Below are 14,696 nucleotides of genomic sequence, written 5' to 3'. Positions count from 1 at the left end.
CATTCCATCATATTTAAAAATATAATGGATAATTCGCATTTTCTGATTTTTTTATTACAAAAACATAACTAATTCCCCCTTAATTCAATATCAAATTTATTAATTTATTCTTAAGTGATATTTATTATAGCATATTTTTTTCTTAAACCAAACATTTTTTTTTTTTTTTTGCAGAATGTTAATTTTAAAATAATAAACTTAATATTTTAGTGTCAAAAAACACGGATTTACCGGTATTTTTGCATATTTAGATCAACTAAAAAGTGAATTTTTGCCATCAAACTGTCAAACTCAGGCGGTCAAACAGACCAATTTTTTCCCGTTTTGTAGTTAGGTTTATACCTACCAAATTTTTTAAAAAAATACCTTAAAAAGCATATAAATTACTAAACTTGTTTTTACAGCGTTTTTTGCTGTTTTAAATTTAACATACTTTATATTTTTAAATTTAATCGCTTTTTAAAATGAAATTTTATGGTATAATAGCTATTATTTCAAGTTTAGGAGGCGGTAAGATGATTAATGTTAATGAATTTCGACCTGGAATCACCTTTGAATTTGAAGGTGAAATTTTTGTCGTAATTTCAGCACAACATTCAAAACAAGGTCGCGGACAAGCAAACGTAAAAGCAAAAGTTAAAAATCTTCGCTCAGGATCTACCACTATTAAGACATTTTCAGGTGGTGAAAGGGTTCAAAAAGCACGTATTGACAAAATTACAATGGTTTTTCTATATAATGAAGGTCAAAATAGTGTTTTGATGGATGATTCAACTTATGAGCAAATTAGTATTGATAATGAAAAAATAGCCTGAGAACTCAATTTTTTATCTGAAGGTGTTAAGGTAAAATTGCGTAAATTTAATGATGAAATTTTAGATATTGAACTTCCGCCAAAAATTGAATTAAAAGTTGCCTCAACATTTGATGCCGTAAAAGGTAATACAACAACAAATCCAACAAAAAGGGCAACATTAGAAACTGGTTTTGAAATTGATGTTCCTTTATTTATTAAAGAAGACGAAATTATAGTAGTCTCAACCGAAGAAGGAAAATACGTTTCAAGAGGAGGACAATAAAATGACTAACGACACTAAAACAATTAATGCAGCAGAATTAGAATCTAAAGAAAAAGTTGATAAATTCAAAAAAAAGTTTAAATATCTTGAAGAATTAAGTGTAAATTCCTTAAGAATTCACAGTAACGAAGCAATAAATAAGGCAAATTCTGGTCACCCTGGTGTTGCAATTAGTGCTTCAAAAATGATTTATGCACTTTTTCGTGATCATATAAATTTTGATGTCAGTGATCCAAACTGAATTAATCGCGACCGTTTTGTTTTGTCTGCAGGTCATGCATCTTCGCTTTATTATTCACTTTTATATAGTTTAGGTTTATTAAAAAAAGAAGATCTTGAGAATTTTCGGCAAAAAAATTCAAAAACACCTGGACATCCAGAATACGGTCACACTGTTGGAATTGAGGCAACAACTGGACCACTTGGCCAAGGAATTGCAATGGCCGTTGGAATGGCTCTTGCTCAGTCACATTTAAATGCAAAATTCAAAGAAATTAACCACTACACATATGTAATTTGCGGGGATGGTGATCTTCAGGAGGGAATTTCCTATGAGTCACTTTCGCTAGCTGGACATTTAAAACTTAAAAATTTCATTGTTTTGTATGACTCAAATGATATTCAACTTGACTCACCAGTAAGCGTTGTTTTTAGCGAAAATATGAAACAACGAATTGAATCTCAAGGTTTATTTTACCAATTGGTGCCAAAAGATGATGTAAAATTGATCTCAAAAGCAATTTCTAAGGCAAAAGCTTCCCGAAGACCAAGTTTTATTGAAATAAAAACCGTTATTGGACAAGGTTCAACTAAACAAAACACTACCGAAGTTCACGGTGCTCCGCTAGGAGGCGACATTGTTAATTTAAAGAAAAATCTTAAATGAAAACACGAAGAAGATTTTTATCTTGACCCAGAAGTTAGCAAACACTGGCAAAAAACACTTGTAAAAAGGAGCCGGGCTAAAAAAGAAGCTTTTAAAATTTCGCCAGAACTTGAAGAATTTTTACAAAAAGGGCAAAATATTAATTTAGAAATTGATTTAGACCTTCCTAAAAACCAGGCAACCCGGGCAACATCGTCTTTAATTCTTGATTATATTTCCAAAAAAGTTCCTTATTGAATCGGTGGATCAGCTGATTTATCAGTTTCAACAAAAGCAAAAGGTTCGGATGGTTATTTTAGTGACCAAAATTATCAAGGTCGAAATTTAATGTTTGGTGTTCGCGAATTTGCAATGAGTGCAATTGCAAACGGAATTGCCCTTCACTCAGTTTTACGTCCTTTTGTTTCAACATTTTTTGTTTTTGCTGACTATTTAAAACCAGCTTTAAGACTCTCATCATTAATGAAATTGCCAGTAACTTACATTTTTACTCACGACTCCTTGATGGTTGGCGAAGATGGACCGACTCACCAGCCAATTGAACAACTTGCAATGCTTAGATCAGTTCCTAATTTTGCTGTCTATCGTCCTGGAGATGAAAATGAACTAAAAGGAGCTTACGAACTTGCTCTTGAAAGCAAAGATAAACCTTGTGCAATAATTTTAACTCGCCAAAATATCAAATCATTTGCTGAATCAAAAGATAATTTCAAACTTGGAGCCTACTTAGCTCAAAAAACTAAATCAAAATGAGCAATTATTGCCACCGGTAGCGAATTAGGGCTAGCAAAAGAAGTCGCTCAAGAATTAGACTTAAATTTAATTTCTCTATCAAATTGACAAAATACACCAATTTGAGATCCAAATTTTGCAATTTCACTTGAATTAGCTTCTACTTTTGGTTGAAAAACACATGCAAAATACAATTTTGGTCATGATACCTTTGGAATGTCAGCCCCAGCAGAAGACATTCTTGATGAAATTGGCTTTCGCAGCAAAGATCTTGTTGAAAAAATTAAAAAAATTATTGCCTAATTTTTTTAATTAGCAGATTAATTTCAGACACATTCAAAAAGATGTGTTAAAATAAAACAACACAAATTCACAGTTAAAGACAAAATTAAATAAGTCAAAAATGCTTAATTTAAAGGGTTAAAAATTACAATTTTGCATTTTGCAGTGAATTTTAGACAAGTTTAAACATATATATGATAATAATTTAATAAGAAAATCAAAGTAGACGGTAAAAAGTTTGCAAGTAGCATCGATTTGATCAGCCTTTTTAATATAATTATAGTATAATTTTATTTAACTACAAATTTAAGGAGGCTTTAAATGCTTAAATTATCAAAATTTAAAATTATCCTTGGAATAACAACCTTTACAACAGTTGCTACTTTACCTTTTTTAATATTAAGTATTAATGAAAAAACTGTTAAAAATCATAGAAATATATCTAAGACAACTTTCTCTAAAACATTAAAATCCCAATCTCTGGAAGTAATTTCAGCTTTAAAACAAAAAAATGCTGTGTCCTTTTCTTCTACTAACGAAAATACTAAAGAACAGATTAAGGATTTTTCAAAATTTGAAAAAGATTTTCAAGATTTTATCGATGAAGTTTCACAAAACCCGAATTTAAACTTTGAAAAAATTGCTAAAGAAAAATTGCTAAAAAAAGGTGTTACTGCCGATAATATAGAGAAAATATTTGCTTCAAAAAATTTAAAAAATAACAAAATTCAAAATCAAGATTTACTTGTTAAGCCTCAATCCTTTTCTTCTAAGAGTACTCCTAATTTAAAAATGAAAGAATTTGCGAATAAGCTTTGGGAGCAACACGTTTCCACTGCCGCATTTGCTGCTATAAATTACGGTCTTGCAGTGGCTTATGGAGTTATTTGAATGTGGACATCTGCAATAGCTAACACTATTGCAGGCGGGATCTTAACATGGCTTTCAGTTGATTACAAAAACGCTTATAATTCTCTTGTGTATGACAAAAATTGAGATGCTATTAAAGAAACATGAACTCAATATATATTAAATCCTATTTCAAAAGGATTGTCTCATGCTAGTCTTGCATTGTCAGCTAAAGAAATAGTGGAACAAATGGAAAAACTAAGAAAAGTACAAGTAGCAGCAACTGCTGCCCTAAAACCGGTAAGATGGGTAAACCCCAAAATTATAATTGTATTATCTACAATAGATTTTTTCCAAACAATTATTTCCTTAGGTTAATTAATAAAATGAACTTTTGGTCAAGAGCTGAAAAATTTCTAAATCTTAAAATACCAAAAAAATTTTCAATAATCCCGATTTTATCTAATCTTGTGTATTTTTGACTTTTTTATTATTTAGTTTATCGGATGAACCCCAACAAGAAAAGAAGACATTATTTTTTTCTTGTTTTACTTTACTTAATAAGCTACCCATTTCCTTTTTTTGTGCTTGTTTTAGCGCTAAGTTTAACTGATAATGGTTATTTTTTAAGATCTTTTTATTTGAAAATTTTCAACACGTATTTTTTAGCGCATTTGTTTGAAATAATTACTTACTTATTTTTTTATTTCCCATATTCGTATGTTTGTAGTTTTTTACAAAAAATATTCCGTTTTTATTTAACAAAAAAAGTGAAACAAAAATTAGGCCAACTAAATCCAGAAAATAAATTCGATTTTTTAACTAACTTTGATTATGATAAATTTTATAAATTTGCGTGTAAAAGAGAGCTTTATGATCGCTATTTTGAACAGCAAAATTGATATAAGCCTGATCAAAATGTTGAAAATATTATTAAGTCAATAAAGAATTATAACTGATGAAGCCAAGGCTATGTAGCTAGATATTATTGTCATATAATCTTGCAAATTTTTTTGTTTAATTCTGAAAATTCAGAATTAAAAATTAATCAAAAAAACTGAAAATATTTTTTAATAATCTATTTTATTTTTACAACACTACATTTCATATTTTCATGAGTGACTATATGAATGTTTTTTGGATATGCTCTTTGAAGCAAGTCAAATACTGAGGATCTTTATAAAGGACTTTTCGAAAGTGATGTTGTTTTTGTTATAGCATTAGTGTTTCCTGCGATAGGTTATAGTTTTATTCCTAGACTTTTTTATTATCCAAAGACATGAGTAACATATTGACTATTTGAAAGTTAAAAATTACTTTAATTGAATTTTAAGCAGCTTAAAAAACACAAATTATAAATAAATCAATATAGTGTTTAGAATTTTTATATAAAATAATGGTACATTATTCTAGGGAATTTAAAATGAACTTTTGGTCAAGAGCTGAAAAATTTCTAAATCTTAAAATACCAAAAAAATTTTCAATGATCCCGATTTTATCTAATCTTGTGTATTTTTGACTTTTTTATTATTTAGTTTATCGGATGAACCCCAACAAGAAAAGAAGACATTATTTTTTTCTTGTTTTACTTTACTTAATAAGCTACCCTTTTCCTTTTTTTGTGCTTGTTTCAGTACTGAGTCTAACTCATAATGGTGATTTTTTAAGATTTTTTTATTTGAAAATTTTTGACAAGTATTTTTTAATGCATTTGTTTGAAATAATTACTTACTTAATTTTCTATTTCCCTTACTCATATGTTTGTAGTTTTTTACAAAAAATATTCAGTTTTTATTTAACAAAAAAAGTGAAACAAAAATTAGGTCAATTAAATCCAGAAAATAAATTCGATTTTTTAACTAACTTTGATTATGATAAATATTATAAATTTGCATGTCAAAGAAAACTTTATGTTCATTATGTTGAACGGCAAAATTGATATAATCCTGATCAAAATGTTGAAAATATTATTAAGTCAATACACACTTATCACTGACAACATGGCTATGTAGCCAGATATTATTCTCATATAATCTTGCAAATTTTTTTGTTTAATTCCGAAAGTTCAGAATTAAAAATCAATCAAAAAAACTGAAAATATTTTTTAATAATCTATTTTATTTTTACAGCACTACATTTCATATTTTCATGATACTCTATATGACTATTTTGGGGATATTTTCTTTGAAGCAAGCCAAATACTGAAGATCTTTATAAACAACTTTTTGAAAGTACTCCCGTTTTTGTTATACCATTAATGTTTCTTGGGATGGGGTTTACTTTTATACCTCAACTTTTTTATTATCCAAAGACGTGAGTAACATATTGGCTATTTGAAAGTTAAAAATTACTTTAATTGAATTTTAAACGGCTTAAAAAAGGCAAATTATAAATAAATCAATATAGTTTTTAGACTTTTTATATAAAATAGTGCTACTTTATTCAAGGAAATTTAAAATGAACTTTTGATTAACAGTTGAAAAATTTCTAAATCTTAAAATACCAAAAAAATTTTCAAAAATGCCGTTTTTGACTAATGCTTTGTATTTTAAACTTTTTTCTTTTTTAGTTTTTAAATTTAATCCTAATAAGGAAAAAAAGCATTATTTTTTACTTGCATTGCTTTACTTGATAAGTTTTTCGCCTCCTTTTTTTGTAGTTGTTTTAGCATTAATTTTAAGTCCAAATATTGATTTTCTAAGAGAACCATATCTTAAATTTTTTAATAATTATTTGATTACACTGGCTTTTGAAATAAGCACTTATTTAATTTTTTATATTCCATACACGTATTTTTGTGGATTTCTGCAAAAAGTATTCCATTTTTATTTAGCAAAAAAAGTAAAACAAAAATTGGGCGGCTTAAATCCACAAAATAAATTTGATTTTTTAACTGACCTTGATTATAATAAGCATTATGAATTTGCTGTAGGGCGTGTAACCTACTTTAGATCTGGGGTAAGTAAAACTGATAAAAAAGATCCTAACAAAATAATAAAAAATATTCTCGCAACATTTGAAAGTAGAGTTAATATATTTATTCCTGGTGGAATTTTTTCTAGATATTATGCCCAAATAGTTTTGCAAGTTTTTTTACTTAATAGCCAACATCAAACATTAAAAATTGATGAAAAGTACTGAAAAGTTTTTCTTTTTATCCATTTTATATACTTTCTTATTGATTATGGTTTACTTTTATTCATATTTTGATTAGGTGTTGAATTTTTTAGAGCCACTATAATAGTTGACCTTAAATTTAATAGATTTTTATTGTTTGCTGCTTTTCCCCATATTGTTCAACTTGCTTTTTTTATAATTGTATATTCTATAAAACCTTTGGGCTATGATGCCATTTTCAAAAGTATGAGTTAATAATTCTAAAAATAAGGCGATAAATTAGTCTTTTTTTGTTATTTTTAGTTTAGATCTATAATACTTAAAATTCCTAAATCATTAGAGATTTTAATTATTTTTTATTAAACTTGTGATTGGCTCTTGACAAATTTAGAAGGTTTCTTATTTTCCTGTGTTTCCGAGTTTGATGAGATAATCTTAAAAAAGTGTCTGCTTTTTCGACGTTTTTAAGTAAAAAAGCAAAATTACGAAATTTTTAAACTACTTTTTTACTTTAAAACACTAGCAAAAATCATAAAAAAAATACAACTGCTATTTAAACTCAATGCAAATAGAAAACTCGTTTTTATTTGCAGCGAGGCTAAAAAAACATATGAAGTTTTGAAAGAACAATAACTAAAAGCCCTAAATTTAAAGATTTCTAAACGGTTAAATTTAAGGCATACCATTATATCTAAAAATATAATGGAAAATTCACACTATTTGATTTTCATGACAAAAAACATAACTGATCCCCCTTAATTCAATATCAAAATTTATTAATTCATTCTTAGTGAGTCTAATTATAACAGAAATTTTTTTTATACCAAGCATTTTTTTTTTTTTTTGAAAAGGGTTAATTTCAAAATAATAAAGATTAAGGTTTTACCGTCAAAAAACCCGGATTTACGGGTATTTTTACATATTTATATTCAATAAAAGGCGAATTTTGCAATCAAACTTGCAAACTTAGGATTAGCAAAATGAATTTTATCTTCAAAATAATTCTTGGACAATTCAAAAACAGTAAAAAGTAAGCTAGAAATGCTAAAAAGTTAAAAGAATAACCATAAATAATGTATAATAAATAAAATAGTCGAATTTTCTCTATAATTATTTGATTTATCGCAAAATTAGGAATATTAAATATTTTGTGTTTTAAGGTAAATCTGTTTTGATAAAATTTATCATAAAGGGCTAAAATATGAAAAAAAGCAAAAACAATTATCCCATTTGAGTTAGAAATTGAAAAATTTGCTAAAAAATACGTTGAATCTGAAGAATTCAAAAAAGAAGATTCTCGCAACAAAATTTCGGTTATATTTGAAGCTTTCGCTCAGGAACTCTCAAAGGTGCAATCAAACCAACATTTAGACTATGAAAAAAGCAACCCAAGCAAAAATTTAAGCGATATCGAAGAGCAAGTAATTTCACTTTTTGCATCAGGGATGTCATATGAAAAAATTGCTAACATAATGAAAATTATCTATGAAAAAGAAGCAAGTATCGCTTGAATTTCTTCAGTTATTGACAAAATATTACCTGAAATTGAAAAGTGAAAATCGCAAAAAATTGAGAATTTCTATCCAATTTTGTACATTGACAGGATGTTTTTTGATGTTAAAGAAAACGGTGTTTTTGTCAAAAAATCACTTTATCTTATTGTTGCGATTGATTGGCAGGGCAATAAAAAAGCACTAGGATTTTGGATTAAAAATAGCGAATCAGCAAGTAATTGACTTGATGTTCTTAGTGAACTAAAAACTCGCGGACTGGAAGATGTCCTTATAATTCCTTGCGATAATCTAAGCGGAATTAATCAAACAATTGAAACGCTTTTCCCGCAAACAGATATTCAAAAATGTGTTGTTCAGCAAGTTAGAAACTCGATTTTAAAAGTTTCTTACAAGGACAAAAAAGACTTTGTCTCTGATATGAAAAGTATTTATCAAGCCATTAATCAAGAATCTGCAATGCAAAATCTTGATGAATTTGCCAAAAAATGAGGCCAAAAATATCCTTTAATTATCAAGTCTTGGTATGAAAATTTCGCTGAATTAACGACATTTTTTAAATATCCAAACGAATTAAGGCAATCAATTTATACAACAAACCCAATTAAATCAGTGATTAAATTAATTAAGCAAAATATAGAAACAAATGGCAAAATTCAAAGTGTTGATTCCCTTTCAAAAATAACTTATTTAACGCTCCAAAACGTATCTAAAAAATGACAAAAACAGGTAGGAAATTGAGACATAATTAAAAAACAATTAGAAATTACTTTCCCTAATCGGTTAAATAATGTAAAATTAAATTAGATTTCTATTTGAAAAATCCATAAAAATTTAAAACACAAAATTATGAATACTGCCTAAAAAGCAAACTAGAAATGCTAAAAAAGTTAAAAAAATAACCGTAAATAATATATAATAATAAAATAATCGAATTTTCTCTATAATTATTTGATTTATCGAAAAAATTGCAATTCTAATTAAAAAATAAAAAAGCATATTTATAATTAAGGCGCTTATGGAAAATACTAAAGACATTTTAAGAGAGAGAGAGAGAGAGAGAGCAAGGTGAACTTGCTCTTCAATTAGAATTTTATAAAACATATCTCCCAAGAGTTGATAAAAGTCTTTCAATTGATCAAATTCAAAATAATTATACTGACGGAATTATTAATGGAAATATTCTGGAATTTAAGTTAAAAATTAATAATTTAAATGCCGTTTTAATTCAGACAATAAAATATTTATCAAGAATGAGAATTAAAGGAATCCCAGTTCCTAAGAATATTCTTTTAATTTCATTTAGCAAAAACCAAGCATATATTTATAATTCCAGCGACTTTTTAGAACACATTGAAAAAGTTTATATTGGCGCTGCAAGCACTAATAATTTTGATTTCCATACAGACATAAATCCAATAAAATTAGATCTAAATTCAGGACCAGATCAAGAAGAACTAATAGCTTTGCTCAAAGAAAAGCACTACACCAAAATAAATATCGATGAAAACTGTATTGTTGGCTGAGCTAATAAATTTTTCAGTCAAAATCCTGGAAAAACTAAACAAGATTTTATCGGTGATAATACCGGAAAAACTAGAACACTAGGCGAAATTCGCGACCCTAATATTTTTGCTAAATATATAAATCCTTATAAAAAAGATTCAAATGTTCGTTTTGAATATTTAATGGATCAGTTAAATACAAAAATTCAGCAAAAAAATTTAGGAGCCTTTTATACGCCAAAGCCTTATGTAATTAAAGCTTATGAACTGCTAAGAAGGGCAATTTCAGAAGTGCCTGAAGGAAATGACTATATAATTTTAGACCGCTGTGCTGGTACAGGAAATTTAGAAAAATGACTAACAGACGAGGAATTATCTCATGTTATTGTCTCGACTTACGAGTATTATGAGTATAAAGTTTTAGTCGAACTTTTAGGAGACAAAGTAAGACATATTATCCCGCCAATTGAAAATGATAACACTTTTCAACAAGGTTTTGTAAATGGAGCTAATGCACTCAGCGAAGAATATATTAAAAATCAAACGCTACTAAAATATATTAATGATCCTAAATGTTCAATAATTGTTTTTGAAAATCCGCCTTATGTTGAGCCAACTTCAATGGAACAACAAAAACTTAAAACAGCAAAAGAATCCCGTGAAAGTTGAAAAAACTATTATGTGGTTCAGAAAATCAAAGAAGAGAGCAAACTCAAAGGTAGTGAGTTTAATGAACTTGCAAATTATTTTATTTTATCAGCATTTGAATATTACATTCGCCAAAGTGGTGATGCTCTTGTTGTCTTTAGTCCGGTAAAATATTTTAAATGACAAAATCTTGTTAAACGAAAAATTGGTGGTGGTTTTGGTTTTAACAGAAAACATTTTCATGCAGGTCAAGATTTTGTCTCTTGTATTTGGTGAAAATTTGAAAAAGAAGAATTTAATCAAATCGAAGTTGAAGTATTTGACATTGATACAATAACTGACGAACTTATTTATATTAATAAAGCAAAAATAAAAAAAGTTCATGCCTTACTTAGCCAAAGTATTTATAAATACAAAAAAGCAGATCCCCAAAAAGTAGACCCAGATTTAGGGCTAGCATGTGATTATAATGGACTTTTTACAAAAAAATCAGGAAAAAGTTTAAGAGGAGTACCGAGAAATTTAGATGATCCAAATTTTATTGGCTATATTCAAACAACAAGTTTTTCACTTCATTTTGCCTCAAGCGCTTTGATACGAGCTAAGGCTTATAATGAAAATGGCTTTTGAATTGACAAAAATAATTTTCTTGTCGGTCTTCTTGCTTTTAGTAGTGCTATTTATAAAACAATTGATAATGACTGGTCAAAAAATTATCTAGCAAAAACTGGGGATGGCTTTAGTCGTTTTTTATCAGATCTTGAGACCCGTGCAGAACTAAAAGAATTTTTACTTAAAAATTTATTTTTTGTTTCCTTAACAAATTGAAATCACATTCGAAGTCTCGAGGATCCCAGAAATAAAGACAAAATTTATTTAAATGACTTATGCCTTGATAATTTAAATCAAAGTCCAACATTAGCTCTAAATACATTGAAAAATTATAAGCGCACTACTGAAGAATTAGAAATTGAAAATTTGTGATTTAGAATTCTTGAACTTGCAAGTAAAACTAACAATTACCGGCCTGATTTTAAATATGGCTTATACCAAATTATTGAAGAACTAAACACAAAAACACTAATAGGCAACGCAAAATCAAATAAATATATTTATGACTATCCAGAATTAAACGGTAATATCGAGGCTATCAAACAAAAGCTTAAAAAATATTATCTTGAAGAAATTGCTCCTATTTTATTTGAATATGAATTTTTAAAATAGTTATTTATTTAAAAATAAGTATAAATTTTTTAGTCCTGAGTTTCCCGGTTTGATGGTAAAAATTCAATTTTTATTGAATACAAATATGCAAAAATACCGGTAAATCCGGGTTTTTTTACGGTAAAACCCTAATCTTTATTATTTTGAAATTAAGCATTTATAAAAAAGAAAAAAAATGTTTGGTCTAAAATAAAATTATGTTATAATTAGCATCACTTAAGAATAATTAATAAATTTTGATATTGAATTAAGGGGGGATTAGTTATGTTTTTGTCATAAAAAAATCGAAAAATGCGAATTATCCATTATATTTTTAAATATGATAGGATGCCTTAAATTTGACCGTTTAGAAATCTACAAATTTATGGCTTTTAGTTATTGTTCTTTCAAAACTTCATATGTTTTTTTAGGCTCAATTTAAATAAAAACGAGTTTTGTATTTGCATTGAGTTTAAATAGTAGTTGTATTTTTTTATGCTTTTTGTTATTTTATTCATAAATTGATTTTTGCAGTGTTTTAAAATAGGTAATTAACTTTTGCCAAAAAAAAGTTAAGAAAGCGCCCAAAACCGGGCAATTCTTTAAGATTATTTGATCAAACTAGGAGACTAGGGATTTTAGTTTTGCACTTAAATTCTATTGCTTAATTACAAAAAAACCTCGTAAAAACGAGGCTTTTTTGTAATTAAAATTTGTGATTAGAGATATTCGGATCTAAATTTTTCAAAAAGTTTATTATATTCTTCTTCAGTTTGAGGCGTGTCAAATAAAACAAAACCTTTAAAGGTGACCCCAGTTTCAGATCTTGAAAATGGTGCTTTTTCTAATTGTTCGTCGATTTGTTTTTGAGCTTCTGATTTGGCGGTACCAAAAGTAAAGCCTTTTTTAAAATTTAATTTTGCACCAGTTGGTATTTCGCGACTTCAGGTAAATCTCGGTTTTTTAGCATCATCAGATTCACTAGAATAAAACTTAATGTTCATAACTGATTTATTGTCATCTTTTTTTTGAACATCCACACCTAAAATAATAGTGGAATCAGAATTATTAAGGAAATCATGAAAATCTGTGTGAGGATTGTTTGATAGGTATCCCACTCCAGTCTCCGGATGTCCTTGCTCCTTCTTATATCAACTCTCTTTAGTTAGGTCAACTACAATAAATACACCATTATATGTTATTTGAAATCCATCTGTTTTGTACCGATCAAAACCTTTAGCCGGCGGGGTAGGAACAAAATCAGCACCTATTTTAAAAACGCCCGGGGTGTCTCACACCCGTTCAATGAGTAAGTTAAAATCATTTGCTTCTTCACCTGTTTTTAGTAAAAAATATTGGAGAACGTTCATAGCAGGCAATTTTTTTGGTTTAAAAGCATAAAGGAAGGAAGTGCCGTTTTCTAATTTTAGATCGGTGACGCTATTTGAATCATTGTCTAAAGAAATTCCACCTTCAGCTAGATAAATACCTTGTTCTTGTTCATCAATATGAACTTTTTCACTTGATATTTTCGAAGGTGCTCCGTTTGCCTTAAATTTAAAATTCGGATTATTAACGGCTGAAATTGATTTTACAACTTGCTGTTTTTGACCATCTTCTAAAGATTCGGTTTCAGTTTCCACATTAGTTTTTCAATCTAAAAATAGGTGAGTTTTTACGCTATCAGAAAAAGATTTATAAAGTTTATTTTCTTTATTTACATTATCAAGTTCGATTGTTAGATTTCTTTCAATTCCATTAGGAGTTTTAATCTTAAGATTAATTTCATAGGTCTCATCTTGATGTTCTCTAGAAAAAGAAATAGAAGTGCCTTCAGGCAAATCAGATTTTTCAAGACCTTCAAGAAGTTTTCTTAGGTAATCACCTAATAAAGATTGTTGAGTTGAAGGAGTAGTTGGACTTGGAGTTGGGGCTGGAACTGTATCTGGACTAGTAGAAGGACTTGAATCTGAACTTGGAGGAGTTGGCTCTGAACTTGTGGAAGAACCTAAACCTGATTCTGATGTTTCTTGGAATAAGGTCGGTAAAGCACTAACATTTGCAGGAATAGCCACAGAAGTATCTGAACCATTAGAGGCCTGATCAGTGGTCTCTTCAGTGCTTGAAACTATTGGAGTCTGATTAATTTTATTACTTTTTGTTGCAAAAAAATTAAGAGCCTCGAAAAAAGGGGTTAGTTGGGTTGTTATATTTTTTAAATCGTAAGGTTTATTTAAAAAAGGTTGGATTTTATCATCAATTGTTGAAGCAAAAACTGTAATTGGCAAATCTTTCTTGATTTCAAAGCTTAAATTGTCAATATCTTGTGACCCTAGTTGATCAAAACTCTCAATTGCATTTTTAAAATATGCGCCATAAATTTCTTCGGCTGCATCAAATTCTAGTTCAAAATTGAAAGTGTAAGTATTATTTTCGCCAAGATTTAGACCTGAAGGAAGTAATGTTTCTTCAGTAAAATTACCTTCAATATTTAGTCCAACATTGACAATATTAGAATTTTTAGGATTATTTTTGTTTTCTTTTACTGAAAAAGTGACACTTTTTGGGCTAAAATTAGGGATTAAATTTTTAATTTCTTCTAGAAATTTATCGTTTTCACTTGTATTTTCAGTCGAATTTTCACTTGAATTTGAAGCAAATCAAGAATTAAACTGCTCAAGATTTAAATTTTGAGGATTTTGAGCAAAATATTCTGATACACTAAGATTGTTTTGTGCTAAATGTTTAGAAATTTCTGAGTTAAATTTATAATTTTTCTTAAAAATTTTTAATAACTCAGAAGATTTTTTTTGGTCAATTTTCTTAGGCACATCAACAAAATTAAGTGTTAATTTGCTACTTTTTTGTGTTTTTTTATCAAATA

At 28.0% G+C, this 14,696-nt stretch carries 9 protein-coding genes; 8 read left to right on the top strand and 1 reads right to left on the bottom strand.

What is annotated here, in order from left to right; genetic code table 4:
- Positions 1-515: 515 nt before the first annotated feature.
- The 8 genes from efp to R7X45_RS03500 all read left to right on the top strand — a co-directional run bounded on the left by efp (position 516) and on the right by R7X45_RS03500 (position 11,833).
- Positions 516-1,079 carry an elongation factor P gene (gene efp, locus R7X45_RS03535; protein ID WP_010320807.1) on the top strand — a complete coding sequence of 188 codons (564 nt, stop codon included), beginning with the start codon at positions 516-518 and terminating at the stop codon, positions 1,077-1,079.
- 1 nt (position 1,080) lies between these two features.
- Positions 1,081-3,000: a transketolase gene (locus R7X45_RS03530; protein WP_318055925.1), complete on the top strand. Its 1,920-nt coding sequence runs from the start codon at positions 1,081-1,083 to the stop codon at positions 2,998-3,000.
- 300 nt (positions 3,001-3,300) lie between these two features.
- Positions 3,301-4,206: a hypothetical protein gene (locus R7X45_RS03525; RefSeq protein WP_318055924.1), complete on the top strand. Its 906-nt coding sequence runs from the start codon at positions 3,301-3,303 to the stop codon at positions 4,204-4,206.
- Between the two features lie 392 nt (positions 4,207-4,598).
- Positions 4,599-5,138, top strand: a complete 540-nt coding sequence (locus R7X45_RS03520; RefSeq protein WP_318055923.1) for a hypothetical protein — start codon at positions 4,599-4,601, stop codon at positions 5,136-5,138.
- A gap of 497 nt (positions 5,139-5,635) precedes the next feature.
- Positions 5,636-6,172 carry a hypothetical protein gene (locus R7X45_RS03515; protein ID WP_318055922.1) on the top strand — a complete coding sequence of 179 codons (537 nt, stop codon included), beginning with the start codon at positions 5,636-5,638 and terminating at the stop codon, positions 6,170-6,172.
- Between the two features lie 113 nt (positions 6,173-6,285).
- Positions 6,286-7,200, top strand: coding sequence for a hypothetical protein (locus R7X45_RS03510; protein WP_318055921.1), 915 nt, complete (start codon positions 6,286-6,288; stop codon positions 7,198-7,200).
- A 1,094-nt stretch (positions 7,201-8,294) separates the two neighbouring features.
- Positions 8,295-9,263: an IS256 family transposase gene (locus tag R7X45_RS03505; RefSeq protein WP_318055920.1), complete on the top strand. Its 969-nt coding sequence runs from the start codon at positions 8,295-8,297 to the stop codon at positions 9,261-9,263.
- A gap of 446 nt (positions 9,264-9,709) precedes the next feature.
- Positions 9,710-11,833: a hypothetical protein gene (locus R7X45_RS03500; protein ID WP_318055919.1), complete on the top strand. Its 2,124-nt coding sequence runs from the start codon at positions 9,710-9,712 to the stop codon at positions 11,831-11,833.
- Positions 11,834-12,531: 698 nt separating this feature from the next.
- Here R7X45_RS03500 and R7X45_RS03495 read toward each other — a convergent pair.
- Positions 12,532-14,696: hypothetical protein (locus R7X45_RS03495; RefSeq protein WP_318055918.1), on the bottom strand; the 2,165-nt coding region annotated here is incomplete at its 5' end.

The sequence above is a fragment of the Mesomycoplasma ovipneumoniae genome (assembly GCF_033343935.1).
In the GTDB taxonomy this organism is placed as follows: domain Bacteria; phylum Bacillota_I; class Bacilli_A; order Mycoplasmatales; family Metamycoplasmataceae; genus Mesomycoplasma; species Mesomycoplasma ovipneumoniae_G.
Note: the sequence above shows the minus strand (reverse complement) of the source record. Positions and strands in the feature narration are given on the sequence as shown.